We start from the raw sequence: 15,465 nt of genomic DNA on the forward strand, positions 1-15,465 counted from the left end.
GCTATAAACTCCGAGGTGCTGGGCGTTTAATGCCTGGTACTGTGCTCGTACCTTCAGCCACATCAATGCCTGCGCTCGTAATTCGTGCAACCCATGTATTTTCGCTGAGGCGCTCGTTTTTAACGTAGCCGTTTTGTTCCAGCCAATTCAGCAGGGTTTTAAGCTGGTCGAGGCTACAGCCGAGGCCATAGCGCTTCAGCACATCTCGCAACATGCTAGTGTTTGCGCCATAGTCCGCAGACTCTTTAAGCGCAATCAAAATACTGATCCGTTGGTGTTCAGCTTGTACTTCATGCATCGCCATGATTTTTTCCTATAAAAGTTGGATGGAGAAAATTAACTACAGTTGGTACAGCTTCAGCTGTTGGTTCACCGCACTCAGAGCACCGAAAGAGTGAGTAATAGTTAGCTTTTTCGGTATTCAGATCTTCAGCACAGATAACTTGAAAACCATCACATAGAAATGAGGTGTGCTTTACATCATCGCCCGTGAATACAACGACTTTTGCACCGCAAGAGCAGTTATCGTTAGTTATCGCCACTACGTGCACCTCTGAGTTCGTTTTCCATTAAAAGTGATGTTGTGTTTTGTAAGGTGGCGAGCTGAGGCGAGAGCGCATCAATTTTGCCTCCCACCTCAATCAAGCGTTTGTCTAGGTCGTGTAAATCATCGGCGCTCGGCAAGTCGTCAACTGTTTGCTCAACCGCGCTGACACGCAGCTCTAAAGCATTATGTGCTTTTCTACTCACAAATGTGGCTCTTAGCCATGCAATAGAACCTGCGCCAACGATTACCACACCAGCGGCTAGCATTTGCTTCCACCATTCAAGTAAAAACTCCATCATGGCTTCCTATAGTGTTTGGCTTGTCGCTCTAACCGCTCTTGGCAATCGACACAGTGCTTACAGCTATGAATTGCATCACGTCTTGCCTTTGGAATTTCAATGCCACATTCCAAACAGTGATTAAAATCGACATCTTGGCCAACAAAGTTGGCTTTGTTTTTATTGAGCGCGCGCTCTAAATCTTGCTCAGCCAAGCGCTGCGCTTGATCAACTACGTCCATTAGGTTTCCTTAGATTTTGAATGGCTGAAGCAGCCATGCTTTTAACACCCGGGGCAGCTTTCTCAACGGTGCGCCCAATCACGTAGCCGCCAATACCAAGCTGCAATAGCTCCCACGCTTGCTCGCTGAGCCTAAACGTAAGAAGGCCAAACGAGTCCAGTACAATTAACACTAGAAAAGTCAGCATAGTGATAGGTCGCCAGCAGCGTTGTAATAAGCTCTCGCCTTTGGCTTCAGCGGTAATAATTTGAGATTGCGCAGCCAGCACTTGTCCTTGTAGCTCAACGATTCGGCCCTCAAGAGCCAATACCTGCGCATTGCGCTGGTTGTCGATTTTTGCAAGTTCATTAGCAAGCTGCTGACGCTCTTCATCGGATGTAAAAACATCGTCCAATAGATTGCCAACCACGGTGCCTAGTCCCACCCAATCACTCATGACGCGCTCCAAATTGTTTGGCGAGGCGTTGCCGCACTTGTTGATAGGTATTGTGGCCGTTTAGTCGGCACTGGATATCTGTCTCACAAACAGACTGCCAGCCACGCTTGAATTTGGACTGCATCGTGCCGTCGTAGCTGTGCAGCGGTATTTGGTTGGCATCAAATGGCTCGCCGTTCTGGTGTGCGGCAACCTCAGCCTTTAATCGTTTTATGCGGCCTTGTTTATAGCTCCACTCCCAGTTACGCCCCACGGTACACCTCGGTATAACAGCGCTCGGTAATGTGGCCGAGGCGGTTCATCCAACCGCGAAGGTTGGGCTGTTGGGTTGGGTCGTCTAAACAAATGCGGGCATAGCGATAGGCGCGGCGGCTAACTAGCTCGCAAATAACTAGGTTGGGCAAAATAGCATGGCATTGTTTGAGGGTGCGAGAGCCAAATAGGCCGTCTATGGTTGCGTTTACAGTGCGTTGCACGACGCGGGTCATACGGTTTATGCCGTGTTGTACAGCGCCGTCAAACAGCATGAGCGCAACTCCCGCATTTAGCTCATCGCAGTGCATCGGCTCCCAATAGTCGCGGTAGTACAGTCGTATAGCATGGTCAATGGTGAGGTTGGCGATATCGAGTCGAGGGTATGCTCGCTGGCTAATGCCAAATTTAGTTAGGCCGCCACGGTCAGACGCCGCATCATTTAGGCCGCCGTCGTCAAGCAAGCCGCCCTCTAAATACAAAATGGTTAATACACTACGGCTAAACGCATCACTGTAGCCACGCAACGCAGCGGTAATATTGGGTAGTTGGCGGTAATGTTCGAGTTGTTGAGGTGTGATCATTTGGCATCTCCATCAGGCTGTGCTGATAGAGTGCCAATAGCGTTGGTGAGTGTATTTTAAACTGGGTTAATAAATTACAGCAGCTCTTGCACGCTACTTAAGCCAGTGCCACTGTGATTTAAGAAACAAGAGGAATGCGTTGTGCCGTCATAGGCTCCATAACTGTTTTTTGCTTTGACTTCCAACCTAAGCACTTGTCTTGCTCCACTGCTGTCATGTGTCCATATTTTTCTATAACTAACAAGCTGCACCGAGTCAGGATCTTTCCAAGCACGATTTTCTTTGACGTAAGCGAGGCATTCTTCAACCAATTTGTCAGGCGATGGCATAGTGCTTGGTGCGTTACTTCTTACTTTTACTTTTTCAGCATCTTTAGCACATGGCCTATCACTATATGTTATTACACCATCTACGTCGCATTTGTAGACTTCAAACGCAATGGTAGAACTACTGACGCAAAGAATAAGTGGGATCATCATTAATTTCATAAAACTATCCTTAGTTAAGTTGGCTTTTTAATATAAGCGAAAAACCCGATAAGTAAAAAGGCTTTTAAGTAAATTTGTTAACATAAGGTATCAATAAATCACCCGATATCTGGTGTTTTTTTCGCAACGAATCCTAGTCCACTTTCAAAGAGTAACGCTAAATTCGTGCACTCTATCGCAAATTATTAAAATTATTCCGAAAATAAACACAAAACTATTTGCCTAACATTTGGCAAATGTTATAGTTGAGTTAATGGATTGAGTAACCAGTAGTAACGTAGCACGGACAGCCACGGCATCCGTTCCCATTTTTAATCTAAGTTAAAGATTATTTCTCAATTTTGCTGCTATGCTGTTTGCTCCAATTACATAAGGAGTAAAAACATGAAAACAAAAAAACAGATCCCAAGTCAGCTACTGAAAACTATTTTTGGCGGGAGTGCAGGTGGTGGCGATGGTATAGAACCACCGAAGGCATCCGCGAATAAATCTTCGGGCTACGGTGCTGAACAGGATCAAAGTTATAAAGGGTAAAGGACTTTGAACGAATTTTTCGTTGCAATAGGCTGGGCGATCATTCTTAGCAAATTTGTTGCTCTGATTGCTCTCCTATTTTTTTCAAAACAAGGAGTTAAAGAGATGCTTACGGGCTTCCCATCTAAGGATTGGAGAGAGCAAGTTGAGCATTCTTTGTTGATAGTAACTGCGGTTAGCTTTGGTTTTCACTTTCTCGGGCGATTCATATCAGATGCCATATTGTCAGCAAGTATAGATCCTGCCGCCAAAAGGCAGCTTTATTATCTATTTTTTGCACTGTATGAAGTGATATATGTAGCACTTATAGTAAAGCTCCACATGATGCGTGATTGTGTTTTTGCTCGTTACTCACGATTTGTCTGCTTTCTATCTGCTGCCATGGCCACATTGTTGATGGCAAGATATGTTGATCGTGTAATACTAGAGGCTGATCTGTTACGTAACGTATTCAAATACTGTGTTGCAGGAATTAACGTCGCAACGTTATTAGTAATAGGCGCATACCCTGCATTTAGAGTATTTAATTTGGTTCCGAGTAAACGTTGGGTTTAGAGATGAAATTTGAAGTATTACTCTTAGCTATGATTTTTGGATGTTGCGTTTACTTGTACTACATGGCGTTTAGGCTAAAAAGCCTAATTAAAGTAATTGAAGTACCGAGTAAACCAAGGCTAGCTAGTCACTCAGTAAATAATGTCACCTCTCTATCAAGCCGTAAGAAAGAAGTGCTTTTAGATCAGTCAATCCAGCTGTTGGCAAAAACTGAAAGTTACGAGAAACACTTTGAGCACGCCTCAAAGGAAGAAATAATTCATTTTGATATGGAATTTCGCTTTGAGCGTAGGCGGCTACTCAAAGCACTAAAAAACATTGGGTATTTTGATCGAGTAAAGCAAACTAAGTAATATTTTAGTCAGTGCTTACTGCGTTCAAAACATCTCTTATTGAGTCATTGCTCATATTACCAGTCAATTCAGCTTTTACTAAAATTCTTGTAGCTTTCTCAATTAATGAAAGGCTTTTAATCGCATCAAACTCTCCATTTTCGCCCAGCTCATTCTTTAACCTCTTCGCTTGATAAACTGTAAGCAGTGCTTCTCTTGCCGCATAACAAGCAGCATCTACAGCGCTTTCCATATCAAAAGACTCTTGGTCAATAAGAGAAACTCCAGCTCGGTTTCCAGTTACTACAAATGCAGCATCAAAACCCATCGATGCGAGTTGAACTAGTTTATCTGATGGAATGGCAATAGATGATTCCCATCGACTAATTTGCTTACTCGACATTCCTAAAAAATCTGCGACATCTTTTTGGCTTAAATTCAAACGCTTACGCTCAGCCTGAAATAATGAGCAGACATTTATGTCTGTTTCTGTTGATTTTAAGGACATATATGTACTATTCTAAGCCTAACAATTAACCAAACCTTTTATTCTCACTCGCCAAAGTTCAGGTAAAAGGTTTACTCAAAAAGGTAATGTACTATGAAATCCTCCGAAATTAAACAAGCTATTGCAAACGAAGGCTATTCGCTTTCTATGGTTGCTGATGCACTGGGTGTTAGCCTCGCAACTGTTTCAGGTGTCGTTTGTGGGCACACTAAGTCTCAAAAGGTCGCTAATGCTATTGCCAAGATCATAGGTAAAGAGACCTGTGATGTTTTCCCCAATGTCACAGTAAGCCCACCAAGAGGGCTGATTAACAGAGAGCAAGGCGTTAACCAGCTTCAGCAGCTTTTGGCCTCGTAAGGGCTAAGTAACCACTTTACTAATAACTGAGTTACCGAACTTACAGGAGCCACACAATGCACATAATTAGCCCGTACATAGCACAATGCTATCAGCGCCAACAAAGCCGTGTTTTGTTGTTGGTACAGTCGATTAACCACCACTCTGCGCTCAATATGCGTATAGCTGCCAAGTTCAACAATGAGTTGGCGCAGTTCTTTAGCGCTCGCGCAGTACACAGCGGCACAAGGTTTATCGTCAATACACAGCCATTCAAGCAGATTTTTAAACTGGTAAGTAATAAAGTCGGTTTGCATGGTTTGATCTCCCGTTTACGTGATGATCAAATTCTAGCCAGTAAGATCCTCTATTTGGAAGTTCCAAAAATTCTTTCTTTTTGGAATGGACTATTTGCTGCACCTCGCTTGCAAAAAGGAGGTTGCTATGACTACTAAAACAAAACGCCGCCAATGGAATCGAGTTGTCGCTCGTAGCCTTCAAGAGTCTCTACAACTTTGTAAAGAGCATGCACAAGCAACACGCAATATGAGCGTGCCACGCATTGCTGATAGAACGGGGGTTAGTAACGATATGCTCTATAAACATCTTGGTAATGGCGATATGCCAGCAAGCCTGCTAATACCATACATGGCAGCAACGGGTAGAGAGTACCCACTCCAATATATGGCGCATAGTTTAGACAAACTTATTGTTGATATGCCCAAAGGTAAAAAGCCTAGCATGCCCACCATTAACCACCTGAATCAGTTTGCAAACCAAGTAATTGGCATGGTGATGCAACTAGAAGAAGGCAACGGTAACGCCCAGCACGTAGCCGACCAAATTGTTCTGCTAATGCAGGACCTTGCCTATCACAAGCTCGAAGCTGAAAGGCTCGACGACCCACAACAAACCCTGATTTAGGAGCAAATAGTATGACTATCAAAGACCAAGTTGCGCCTAAAAAACGCCAACCAGAGCAAAATACAAGCATTTGTATTGGTAAGCATGCAGGTAAAACTGTGCTGCTAATGAGTATGGAGCAGCTAAAAGCACTGGCACACGGAAAACCACAAGGAGAGAACGCATGAGCTTATTAACCAAACCCGTTAGCGCTGAGCATATAAGCGTACACAACAACCGCCCTCTAATTCAGTGCAATTGTTGTTTACGAATAGAGCAAGCGCAGCAGGCAGTAACTAAAAGCGCATGGTTACAGGCTGCAAACCATATTGGATGGCGCCATGTTCAAAGTGAAGCGTTTGATATCGACGTTGTGTGCCCAAGTTGCGTTAGCGATTTTAACAACCCTATCAGAAAGCCAATAAAACCTATTGAGAGGGCTTCAATATGAGCGAGAGATATTTATCAGCACAAATACAGCGCGTGTTGGCCACGATTGAATTGATGGCCGGACGCGAAATCGAAGGAGCTGAACCAGGAAAACTAGCCGCTGAATTAGGCTGTAGTCCTGCGGATATGACTCGTGTGCTAGCAAACTTAGAGCATGCGGGTTGGGCGGAGCGTTTAACCAAAAACCAACAGCGCTGGAGGTTACATAAAAAGCCCGTTCAAGTGAGTAACACGGTCGCTCATAACTACGCAACGGCTCTTAACTCCCTGCGTATTGAGCGTGATAACTACAGCTTGTTGAGGTGAAATAATGAGTGACTTAAGCGTAACAGATCTAATCGATTTGAAGGTGCATCAGCAATCTGAAATTGCAGCTAAGCAAGATGTATTAATGCAGCTTGGTCGTGCACAGGCATTTAACTTTATCTCAAAATTGGTGACTGTCACCGAGTTAAAAACTCTTCAACAAATAAAAGACACCAAAGAATACAAGGGATTAACTGTAACAGACGAAGATGGAAAACTGGTGACTGTCACCACTTGGGAAGATTGTTGCAGACATATTCTACAAATGGATAGAAAAGGTATTGATGAGCGACTGAGTAACCTCACGTTGTTTGGCGAACAGTTTTTTGAACAGGCTCAAAAAATGAAGCTTGGCTATAGGGACTTACGAGCATTGAGACAGCTACCAGAAGATGAACAAGCGCTAGTTATAGAGTCGGAAGCCGTTGAGACAGGCGATAAAGAAGCCGTAAAAGAGCTAATCGACGAACTCAAAGCGAAGCACGCTAAGGAAAAAGAGAAAATCACTCAAGAGCTGGACGCAACCGAGCGCATGCTCAAAGCATCGCGTAACTCTGCGTCTGAAAAGGACTGCAAGATTATTCAACTCACCGCTGATTTAGAAAGCAAAAAGTTTAGTGCCGAGAAATGGAAAGGCGAAGCCAAAAGCTTTTTTGAAGCGCTGGCTAAAACCCAAAACCAAGTGCGTGAAGGGTTTAACCAAATGCTGGTGCTCAGTGAGCAGCTTGAGACGGTGCAAATTGACGATAAAACCTATGATGCCGCTAAATCCGCGTTTTATGCTGACAGCAAAATTTTACTAACTCAACTCGCGCATGTATGGAACGAAATACACCGCACCTATGGCGATTTAGACGATGCGCGCCCCAGTGGTGAGTGGCTGGCAGAAATGGGTTACGAGGCCACGGAGGTGATGGAATGAACGCACTCTCTCTAGAGTACTGGGCTGAACAGCTAGACAACGCAGGCCACGGCCAAAAAGGCACAATCCGCGAAAAGGCATGTGAAACACTGGGCCTAAGCAAAGACGCGCTATATCGCAAACTCAAAAAGCTAGGCTGGCAAAGTGGCAAAGCCAAACGCAGTGATGCAGGCACAACAGCGATGGATGATGAAGCCTTGAATATGCTGGTGGCCATTTTGAACCAAGGGGTACGTGATAATGGTAAGCGGATCATGGATGTTACTACGGCTAAATCAATCTTGGTTGCTAATGGTTATGCCTGTTTAAGCACCAGCCAGATCAGCCGTGTACTAGCTAAACGTAATGCCTCAGTTAGCGCGTTAGATAGAGCAACACCGCATGTTCAAATGCGCAGTTTAGCGCCTAATCATGTACATCAAGTAGACCCAAGTTATTGTTTGCTTTATTACCCGCCAGGTAAAAAAGGCAAAGTGCAGCGCTACGCAAATGACTCTGAGTTTTACGCAAATAAGCCAGAGAACTTAGAGCGCATAAAGCACTTACGAGTGTGGCGTTATGTATTGGTTGATCACAATAGCGGCATGATCCGCGTGCGTTATTACGAGTCATCGGGTGAAACGCAAGCCAACATGTTCGACTTTTTAATGTGGTGTTGGAAGCAACATGAAGGCTCGCCATTTATGGGCGTACCACAAATTCTGTTGTGGGATAAAGGCAGTGCCAACACAGGTAAAGCAATTACCAATGTATTAGATGCACTCAAAGTTAAAAACATACCTCATGAGGCTGGCAACCCACGCGCTAAAGGGGCTGTGGAAGTGGCAAACAACATTGTTGAAAAGCAATTTGAAAGCCGCATTTTGTTTGAACCGGTTAACAGTGTTGACGAGCTAAACGAGTCGGTATGGGCATGGCAAGAGGCATTTAACGCCAACAAAATACCTGGCATGAACTGCAAGCATAGTCGACACAAACAAGCACGTTCCGATGTATGGCTAACCATATACCAACCACAAAACCGCGACTATCTGCGCATGCTACCAGATGAGCAAATTTGCAGGTTACTACTGACCAAAACAGGTGAAACACGGAAGGTGAACGGTGATCTGGAGATCACTTATGTTCACCCACGAACCAAGCAGCAACACCGCTATGACGTTGGTGAACTGGAGCATGTCCGTAACGGGATCACGGTTTCGGTTAGTCCAATTATTGTGGGTGATACGCCGGATTTATTAGTAGGTGTTACAACCCCCCTTGATGAAGTGGTGTATCACCAAGTTCAACCAGCAGATGTTGGTGAAGATGGCTTTAGGTTAGACGCCCCTGTAATTGGTGAAGAGCACATCCAAAACAAAGACACAGCGACTCAAAGCGCAGCTAAAGCAGCGGATAGGCTCGCTTTTGAAAATCTCAGTGATGCAGAAATCAAGCAGGCTAAGAAGAAAAAGCTAGCTCCATTTGGGGGCGCTTTGGTCGCTCACACACACCTCAAAAATGTTGAGCACGACACCCGCATTGCGCCTAAGGGAGAAACTATTGAGCTAGACAATCCGATTGCTAAGCAAGTCGCCGAAGGCTCGCGCAAAGGCAAGGTGTTGGACTCGCTCGATTTACGCATGGTTGTAGCACAGCGTTTGGGTAGGCCCCTGCGTCCTAACGAAATTGATTGGCTGCATGGCCAAAGTATTGCTGAAACGGAAGTGTCAGCGGTTGTTGAACAGTTGCACCTAGGAATTGCGGAGACTCCAGTGCTGAAGATAGCGAGATAGCAGTTGAAAATAACAAAGCTTAGCCATGTGTTTGAAGTACTGGGAGTTAAGCAAGCCCAAGTAGTAAAAGCATTAGCCGCTAAAGGGCTGAAATTTAGCAAAGCTAGTTTAAGCCGTGTAGCAACACAAGCCGACTGGCCAAAAACCTGTGATAGCAAAGCGATTAAAGCAGTCATTGCAGAGTATTTAAAAGAACTCGGTGCAACCAGCGAGCAACTAACCGATTTGTTTACCTGGTATGAGCCAAACAAGAACGCACAACCTGAAGTTGAATATGAAGATCCGGAGCCTGAAATGCTAACAGCTAACGCAAAGAAGTTTTTTAAACTACGTCGTGACCCGTTTGAAAACGAGATAACGAGCGAGGATGACCTATTTTTGGTTGATGCCCACCGTATTATTTTAGAAGACATGCTAACGGCCGCGAACGCTGGCAGCATGATTGCACTCTATGGTGAGTGTGGAAGCGGCAAGACGATTATTCGCCGCACTTTTATTCACCAAGTGCAACAAGATCATCCTGATGTAATTTTGATCCAACCCGCACGATTAGACCGTCGCAAAATAACCGCAGAGTCTATTTCTACCGCTATTTGTAGAGCGCTACAAATCAAGCATAAACCAAGTGCTGAAGAGCGTGATGCTGCAATAGAAGAGGCATTAATTGAAAGCGCTAACAACGGCCATTTACACCTAATGGTAATTGATGAGGCGCACGATTTAAGCGCTGATGTGATCAAGCTACTCAAGCGTATTTGGGAGTTAACGCACGGGTTTAGGCGTGTGATGGGGATTGTACTGATTGGCCAGTCGGAGCTTGCCAAAAAGTTAAGCGGCCAGCACGTTCGTGAGTTTAGCTGGCGCTGCAATCAAATACGGATGCAGCCGCTAGGGATTTATGTTCCCGAGTATATTCGCCATAAGCTATCTCGCGTTGGTGTAGATGCTGACAAGATCTTTACTGAGGATGCCCTCAGCGCGATTCGCGGCAAGTGTATGGGGCGCATTCGCCACGGCATTGCATTGGATGATGCCGAGCTAGACCGTTCGTACCCACTCAATGTAAATACTTGGCTTGCTAAAGCCATGAATGCGGCCGCTCAAATTGGTGAGCAGCAGATCACAGAATCATTAGTTTTAAAGGTATAGCCATGAGTCAACAGGTAGAAATTCAATTAACGGGTATGGCGTTGGTTCAAGTGACTAAAACAGTCACCGTTTCACAAGAGCAGTCAAAGGCACTTTTAGCTGATGATGGCGCAATGCAACACCTTTTAGCCAGTGCTGTGAACGCGCCAGTAAAGGCTTGGGACAACGTTTTTGGTAAGCGTGAGCTGATAGAAACAATTGAGCCTACAGGGGTTCGGTGTTTAACCACGCATTGCGGTTGGGTTGGGGAAGGCGTAAGCGTTTGCCCCAAATGCCAAGGCCAACGCTTTCACAAATTTCAATCTATTCAACCTCGGTAGTAAGGGATCATTATGAATACACAAGACAATACAGCACGCACATTTTTAGCAAACCCGCGCGGTTATCAAGTCCCGCTAGACAAAATTGCAGCCCACGACATTGAAAAACACGACCTAGTAAATGGGTTTGTTGATGAGGCCAAGGCGCTATCTGAGTTGCATGACGAATTTAAGCGCAAGGTGTTTAAGAGTGTGAACACATTTATAGCTGATTTGTTTGCAAGCTATAACGTTGAGATAGGCGGTAATAAAGGCAATGTTACGTTAACCAGCTATGATGCCAAGCGTAAAGTAGAAGTTGGCGTTGCTGATCAGATCACGTTTGGTCCTGAGATAAATGTGGCAAAAGAACTCATCGACAAGGTGATCAATGAAAAGTTGGAAACACTAGGCGAAGACAAGCTACTACGCCAAATTGTACAAGATGCGTTTAGCACAAACAGTGATGGCAATTACAACAAGGCGCGGATCATGGCATTGCGTAAATACCGCCTAGCCAGTGATAGCGAAGATTGGGCCAATGCGATGCAAGCGCTTGATGATGCGATCATTCTCTCAAGCACCAAAACTTACGTGCGCTTTTATGAGCGTAATGCGCTAGGTAGCTGGGTTCATATCCCATTGGTTAGTAAATCTCTATAAAGGTGGCGTTATGTATTTATCAAAATCAAAACTGATTCAATTAATACATGTAGGTAAAACGAGTTTAGGCTGGGACGAAGATTTGTATCGTCAAATTTTAGTCGAACTGACTAAGAAAGAAAGCTGCGAAGGTATGAACGTAGGTGAGCTAAACAAAGTGCTGTCTCACATGAAAGACAAAGGTTTTAAAGTGGTGACTAAAAAGCGCGGTGGTAAAAACTCACCAATGACTCGTGATATAGCTCCCGAAGACAAAACGCCACTGGATAAACTGCGCCAAGTTTGGATCGCTATGAGCCATCGTGGCTATTTACGCGATGGCTCGGAAGCCGCGCTACTCAATTGGAGTAAATCACAAGCTAAGCGTATGAACAGTAACGTAGCTATTGAGCGTTTGGAGTGGCTACGCGCACCTATGGTTCATGCACTGATTGAGCAGTTAAAAAGCTGGTATGCGCGTCTGATGGCAAAAGACATGAAAGAGCTAGTCCCTGATTTAAAAAAGCTGCCACTGAACGATGAGGAAAAGTTCGAGGCGGGACGCATTGTGTATAAATATAACAACTTTTCAAATTGTAATGTTGAGCAGCTTGAGAGCGCTCTTAACTTCACAGGCTTAATGCTTGGCCGATATGAGGAGTCTAGTAATGGCTGAACAATTTGGCAAAGGCTCAGAACGTGGTATTGGTATGTTGCTGGCTATCTTTGAGGTTGTTACTCGTGGGGTTGCCGACGTAGTTGGTGCTGAACAAGCAGGCCAGATAGGCCGTGAAGCTGTAGACCGAGTTCGTCATACATTTGGGGGCGAGAACGTTTATGTTTGCAAGGGCGTATCACTGGATACAATTCTGAAGCACAACAAAATCTGGAGCGAGTTTACTGGAGATAACCACGTCGAACTAGCTAAGAAGCATGGCTATTCTGTGCAGTGGATATATGAAGTTGTTCGTACTATGAACCAGCTGAAAACGGATGAAGTACAAGGAGACCTATTCGATAGTTGCAAAGGTAAAGGGACTAAAGATGGTGGAGGGCATTCACTATGCTGAAACGTGACGACGAGATCACAGTAAACACATGGCTGTTGCTGCTCCTTCTATTTACCACGCTACTACTCGGATTCGAGTTTGGAAAAAGGGTATATATAGAAGAGCAATTGGAAGAGCCAGAGCAAACAGTCAGATTCGGTCGCAACGGCGGCCCATCAATTCCACCGATAGAACCAGAAGCCCCACCTTTATATAAGGTAATTTGGGAGCTAATGAATGAGGAAGAAAATGAAGAGTAATACTGTAGCACTACAACATATAGCTAGTTATCTAAATGCTCATGGCTGTAAAACCCTAGAAGAAGTTGACGGTGCTTTGCAGTTGCTGATTGAAACGGCTAAAGTTACACAGAGCCAGTACAGAAATGGAACTGCTGAGAAAGCGACCTCAGTCCCGTCAATTAATTAAACATGGAGAGAGAAATGGGAATACCTTCAATCGAAGAGGCTATCATGCTATTTGTCATTAGTTCGGTATCAATACTTTTTATTGTGCTGTTCGTAGCGTGGTGTAAGAAAAAGCGATAAAAAAGCAGCGTATCTTAAAGCGCTACTGTTTTACTAAGGATGTTAATAGATAACGACTGACCTATCAGGTGGTACTGAAACTCCACCTGATTAGGAGAGTCTTGGAGATAGTTTTGTCAAAAGTGATACTCTTCAAATCTCGATGGTTCACCTTTGAGGCCACAAACCTCTATAACAATAAGGTTAATAGTCAAAGTGTAACCAATCTTTACGAAAGTCTTAAAATGGCGATAGAAAAAATAGATAGCCATATGAAGTTCGATAAATATCTTAATTCCGAGACTATTTTAAATAAGCAAATTTTAAGCATCGTAGATTTATTTAATAGCCAAGATCATTATTTTTATAACGAGCTAGGTTCATTACTTATGTTTGTTGATGACTTGGATAAAGTTGCACAGCATAATCCACTGGCTTTAAAAAAAATAAAAAGAGATTTAATTAGGCAAAGGACTGTTGTTCAATGGCACGATTTCAGGTTTGAGCTTAGGGTGACAGCTTCCCTTTTATCGAAAGGTCTTAAGGTAATTGCTCAGGAAAGTCCAGATTTAAAAATACATGATCACGATTCAGAGATATTTGCAGAGATAACGAGAGCTTCTTTGTCTGCTAAGAAGAAGAACAGTTACCTACAAAAAATACCTATTGCCATAGATAAAAAGAACAAAAAGGCATATGCGAAAAAAGATGCGGTTTTGTTTGTAGACGTCACAAATGTTTTGTTCTTAGAGGATAGTCTCAATTACTTACAAAATTATTCCTCTGTTATAGCAGAGCTTAGAGCCAGAAAAGATATACGATTTGGGGCTGTATTGCTCATGAACTATGCTTATGAGCCTAGTTTATCTAGATACAATACTCTATACACTAAGATTTTATATGAGCATTGTAGTCCAGAAGTTCTAAAGTTTATGAATGAAACTTTTCCAAGCAGCGGGGTGGAAAAAAAGCTCGTGTTATCAAAAGTTGGATAGCAGTAAGGTTATGTAGTCTGTTTTGAAGTGATTTCACCTTTAGTTTGATAATGTTAAACGCATTTTAAAATAGTCTCTCATCCAATCCCGAACTTTCCCACATATTCCCGTAGTTTTCGCACAATTAGCTATAGAGTTTTTGTACATTGGATCATCAAGCAAAAAGAATAAAACATCCTAGTTCGTAGCGAGCCAGGACCTTATTAAAGATCGTGAGGCAAGCTCGCTCCCGCCACATCAGCACTGAGCAGCATGGTCGGAGGTGGTTTACCCGCCGAGCTGTTGGGCTCCCCAAACAAAGAGAGTAAAACGTCCCACTTCGTAGCGAGCCAGGGCCTTATTAAAGGTTGATTAACAGCATTCATCCATGGATCTAATCGACATTAGTACATCCATGTACGTCAAACCCGTTGCAGCAATGCAGCGGGTTTTTTGCTGTTTAGAAAATCTCGCGAGGTAAACTCGTTTCCACCATATACACATTGCTAGGGTTTGAAAAAACTCCAGGCGATAAAACGGCTTGTCTTATTACCTTGTTCCATCTCGATCACTTTTACTTGCTCTGCAGCGAACTGTTTAAGTTGCTGTTTAAGTGGTTTGACGTTGTCTTTATTAGAGATAAGGGAAGTAAACCAATAAACTTGCTCTTTGAAAGTGACACTCTCAGAGATCATATCCAGTATAAAGCGCTTTTCTCCACCTTCACACCATAGCTCTTGAGCTTGACCGCCAAAATTTAGCGAGGCTTGTGGTGCTCGGTTAAGGTTTTTCCACTTTCTTTGCGTGCCCTTGTTGGCATCTGCTTCACTGGAATGGAAGGGCGGGTTACACATTGAAAAATGATAAAACTGGTTTGCTTTTATTATTGTTTTAAAAAAGTGATTAGGCTGCTTTTGTTGCATCACTTTTACCGGCAACTTATTTAGTTCTGCGATGGTTTTGGCACACTTCACAGCAAGAGGATTGATGTCAGAGGCCACAAAGCGCCAGTTATATTCTCTTGATCCCAAGATGGGATAGATCAAATTGGCACCAGTGCCAATATCTACGCCTTGCACCTTATCGGGCAAGTTACTTTCATCTAACAGATCTTTCAGCGCATGGATATAGTCTGCTCTGCCTGGAACTGGCGGGCATAAAAATTGTGCGGGGATATCCCAAACTTGTATATCGTAGTCTGATTTAAGCAATGCCTTATTTAACAGTTTTACGGCATCTGGATTAGTGAAGTCGATGCTTTTTATGCCATCAGATCGGTTGTAAGTAAAATTCTTTAAAGCGGGTTCAATCGCTATAAGCTTGTCTAGATCATAGCCTGAATTATGCTTGTTTCTTGGGTGCACAGGATTCTTCGAA

29 protein-coding genes are annotated in these 15,465 nt (G+C 43.8%); 19 read left to right on the top strand and 10 right to left on the bottom strand.

Annotated elements, in window-relative coordinates; genetic code table 11:
• Window position 1: 1 nt before the first annotated feature.
• The 8 genes from CWC29_RS22740 to CWC29_RS22775 form a co-directional block, all read right to left on the bottom strand.
• Window positions 2–304 (bottom strand): VpaChn25_0724 family phage protein, encoded by a 303-nt coding sequence (locus CWC29_RS22740; RefSeq protein WP_010604410.1) that lies wholly within the window; start codon window positions 302–304, stop codon window positions 2–4.
• Entirely contained in the window at window positions 291–542 is a 252-nt protein-coding gene (locus CWC29_RS22745) for a hypothetical protein (protein ID WP_010604411.1), read from the bottom strand. Before CWC29_RS22745 ends, CWC29_RS22740 begins: the two co-directional genes overlap by 14 nt.
• Window positions 529–846, bottom strand: a complete 318-nt coding sequence (locus tag CWC29_RS22750) for a DUF2730 family protein (protein WP_235956717.1) — start codon at window positions 844–846, stop codon at window positions 529–531. Before CWC29_RS22750 ends, CWC29_RS22745 begins: the two co-directional genes overlap by 14 nt.
• Window positions 843–1,067: a TraR/DksA C4-type zinc finger protein gene (locus CWC29_RS22755; protein WP_138521792.1), complete on the bottom strand. Its 225-nt coding sequence runs from the start codon at window positions 1,065–1,067 to the stop codon at window positions 843–845. Before CWC29_RS22755 ends, CWC29_RS22750 begins: the two co-directional genes overlap by 4 nt.
• Window positions 1,054–1,503 carry a 3TM-type holin gene (locus CWC29_RS22760; protein ID WP_138521790.1) on the bottom strand — a complete coding sequence of 150 codons (450 nt, stop codon included), beginning with the start codon at window positions 1,501–1,503 and terminating at the stop codon, window positions 1,054–1,056. The genes CWC29_RS22755 and CWC29_RS22760 overlap by 14 nt, the downstream gene beginning before the upstream one ends.
• Window positions 1,496–1,756: a hypothetical protein gene (locus CWC29_RS22765; RefSeq protein WP_138521788.1), complete on the bottom strand. Its 261-nt coding sequence runs from the start codon at window positions 1,754–1,756 to the stop codon at window positions 1,496–1,498. Before CWC29_RS22765 ends, CWC29_RS22760 begins: the two co-directional genes overlap by 8 nt.
• Window positions 1,746–2,339 carry a glycoside hydrolase family 108 protein gene (locus CWC29_RS22770; protein ID WP_138521786.1) on the bottom strand — a complete coding sequence of 198 codons (594 nt, stop codon included), beginning with the start codon at window positions 2,337–2,339 and terminating at the stop codon, window positions 1,746–1,748. The genes CWC29_RS22765 and CWC29_RS22770 overlap by 11 nt, the downstream gene beginning before the upstream one ends.
• A 74-nt stretch (window positions 2,340–2,413) precedes the next feature.
• Entirely contained in the window at window positions 2,414–2,827 is a 414-nt protein-coding gene (locus CWC29_RS22775; RefSeq protein ID WP_138521784.1) for a DUF4124 domain-containing protein, read from the bottom strand.
• 384 nt (window positions 2,828–3,211) lie between these two features.
• On the opposite strand from CWC29_RS22775, the gene CWC29_RS22780 reads away from it, so the two are divergent.
• The 3 genes from CWC29_RS22780 (at window position 3,212) to CWC29_RS22790 (ending at window position 4,269) form a co-directional block, all read left to right on the top strand.
• Window positions 3,212–3,361 carry a hypothetical protein gene (locus CWC29_RS22780; RefSeq protein WP_167815476.1) on the top strand — a complete coding sequence of 50 codons (150 nt, stop codon included), beginning with the start codon at window positions 3,212–3,214 and terminating at the stop codon, window positions 3,359–3,361.
• A gap of 105 nt (window positions 3,362–3,466) precedes the next feature.
• A complete protein-coding gene (locus CWC29_RS22785) occupies window positions 3,467–3,916 on the top strand; it encodes a hypothetical protein (RefSeq protein WP_138521782.1) in 450 nt (149 codons plus the stop codon).
• 2 nt (window positions 3,917–3,918) lie between these two features.
• Window positions 3,919–4,269, top strand: a complete 351-nt coding sequence (locus CWC29_RS22790; protein WP_138521780.1) for a hypothetical protein — start codon at window positions 3,919–3,921, stop codon at window positions 4,267–4,269.
• A 4-nt stretch (window positions 4,270–4,273) separates the two neighbouring features.
• On the opposite strand, the gene CWC29_RS22795 is transcribed toward CWC29_RS22790, so the two are convergent.
• Window positions 4,274–4,756, bottom strand: a complete 483-nt coding sequence (locus CWC29_RS22795; protein WP_138521778.1) for a helix-turn-helix domain-containing protein — start codon at window positions 4,754–4,756, stop codon at window positions 4,274–4,276.
• A 93-nt stretch (window positions 4,757–4,849) separates the two neighbouring features.
• Between CWC29_RS22795 and CWC29_RS22800 the strand changes: the two genes are divergently transcribed.
• From CWC29_RS22800 to CWC29_RS22875, 16 genes are all read left to right on the top strand, one after another.
• Window positions 4,850–5,113, top strand: a complete 264-nt coding sequence (locus CWC29_RS22800) for a helix-turn-helix domain-containing protein (RefSeq protein WP_088531228.1) — start codon at window positions 4,850–4,852, stop codon at window positions 5,111–5,113.
• Between the two features lie 56 nt (window positions 5,114–5,169).
• On the top strand, window positions 5,170–5,547 hold the full coding sequence (locus CWC29_RS22805; protein WP_138521776.1) for a hypothetical protein: 378 nt from the start codon (window positions 5,170–5,172) through the stop codon (window positions 5,545–5,547).
• Complete coding sequence (locus tag CWC29_RS22810) at window positions 5,537–6,016, top strand: hypothetical protein (RefSeq protein ID WP_010604423.1); 480 nt, start codon at window positions 5,537–5,539, stop codon at window positions 6,014–6,016. The genes CWC29_RS22805 and CWC29_RS22810 overlap by 11 nt, the downstream gene beginning before the upstream one ends.
• Before the next feature lie 11 nt (window positions 6,017–6,027).
• Entirely contained in the window at window positions 6,028–6,183 is a 156-nt protein-coding gene (locus tag CWC29_RS22815) for a hypothetical protein (protein ID WP_157757237.1), read from the top strand.
• Entirely contained in the window at window positions 6,180–6,446 is a 267-nt protein-coding gene (locus CWC29_RS22820) for a hypothetical protein (protein ID WP_138521774.1), read from the top strand. Before CWC29_RS22815 ends, CWC29_RS22820 begins: the two co-directional genes overlap by 4 nt.
• Window positions 6,443–6,751 (top strand): MarR family transcriptional regulator, encoded by a 309-nt coding sequence (locus CWC29_RS22825; RefSeq protein ID WP_138521772.1) that lies wholly within the window; start codon window positions 6,443–6,445, stop codon window positions 6,749–6,751. The genes CWC29_RS22820 and CWC29_RS22825 overlap by 4 nt, the downstream gene beginning before the upstream one ends.
• A gap of 4 nt (window positions 6,752–6,755) precedes the next feature.
• On the top strand, window positions 6,756–7,673 hold the full coding sequence (locus CWC29_RS22830; RefSeq protein ID WP_138521770.1) for a hypothetical protein: 918 nt from the start codon (window positions 6,756–6,758) through the stop codon (window positions 7,671–7,673).
• Entirely contained in the window at window positions 7,670–9,448 is a 1,779-nt protein-coding gene (locus tag CWC29_RS22835) for a DDE-type integrase/transposase/recombinase (protein WP_138521769.1), read from the top strand. The genes CWC29_RS22830 and CWC29_RS22835 overlap by 4 nt, the downstream gene beginning before the upstream one ends.
• Before the next feature lie 3 nt (window positions 9,449–9,451).
• Entirely contained in the window at window positions 9,452–10,597 is a 1,146-nt protein-coding gene (locus CWC29_RS22840) for an ExeA family protein (RefSeq protein ID WP_138521767.1), read from the top strand.
• Window positions 10,598–10,599: 2 nt separating this feature from the next.
• Window positions 10,600–10,917, top strand: a complete 318-nt coding sequence (locus CWC29_RS22845) for a hypothetical protein (RefSeq protein ID WP_138521766.1) — start codon at window positions 10,600–10,602, stop codon at window positions 10,915–10,917.
• A 12-nt stretch (window positions 10,918–10,929) separates the two neighbouring features.
• Complete coding sequence (locus CWC29_RS22850; protein ID WP_138521764.1) at window positions 10,930–11,559, top strand: DUF3164 family protein; 630 nt, start codon at window positions 10,930–10,932, stop codon at window positions 11,557–11,559.
• 10 nt (window positions 11,560–11,569) lie between these two features.
• Window positions 11,570–12,214, top strand: coding sequence for a gp16 family protein (locus CWC29_RS22855; RefSeq protein ID WP_138521762.1), 645 nt, complete (start codon window positions 11,570–11,572; stop codon window positions 12,212–12,214).
• Window positions 12,207–12,608, top strand: a complete 402-nt coding sequence (locus CWC29_RS22860) for a Mor transcription activator family protein (protein ID WP_095729168.1) — start codon at window positions 12,207–12,209, stop codon at window positions 12,606–12,608. Before CWC29_RS22855 ends, CWC29_RS22860 begins: the two co-directional genes overlap by 8 nt.
• On the top strand, window positions 12,602–12,847 hold the full coding sequence (locus tag CWC29_RS22865) for a hypothetical protein (RefSeq protein WP_138521761.1): 246 nt from the start codon (window positions 12,602–12,604) through the stop codon (window positions 12,845–12,847). Before CWC29_RS22860 ends, CWC29_RS22865 begins: the two co-directional genes overlap by 7 nt.
• A complete protein-coding gene (locus tag CWC29_RS22870) occupies window positions 12,837–13,016 on the top strand; it encodes a hypothetical protein (protein WP_138521759.1) in 180 nt (59 codons plus the stop codon). Before CWC29_RS22865 ends, CWC29_RS22870 begins: the two co-directional genes overlap by 11 nt.
• A gap of 343 nt (window positions 13,017–13,359) precedes the next feature.
• Complete coding sequence (locus CWC29_RS22875) at window positions 13,360–14,109, top strand: hypothetical protein (protein WP_138521757.1); 750 nt, start codon at window positions 13,360–13,362, stop codon at window positions 14,107–14,109.
• Between the two features lie 485 nt (window positions 14,110–14,594).
• On the opposite strand, the gene rlmF is transcribed toward CWC29_RS22875, so the two are convergent.
• Window positions 14,595–15,452 (bottom strand): 23S rRNA (adenine(1618)-N(6))-methyltransferase RlmF, encoded by an 858-nt coding sequence (gene rlmF / locus CWC29_RS22880; RefSeq protein ID WP_128725811.1) that lies wholly within the window; start codon window positions 15,450–15,452, stop codon window positions 14,595–14,597.
• Between the last annotated feature and the right edge of the window lie 13 nt (window positions 15,453–15,465).

The organism is Pseudoalteromonas galatheae (assembly GCF_005886105.2).
Taxonomy (GTDB): Bacteria; Pseudomonadota; Gammaproteobacteria; order Enterobacterales; family Alteromonadaceae; genus Pseudoalteromonas; species Pseudoalteromonas galatheae.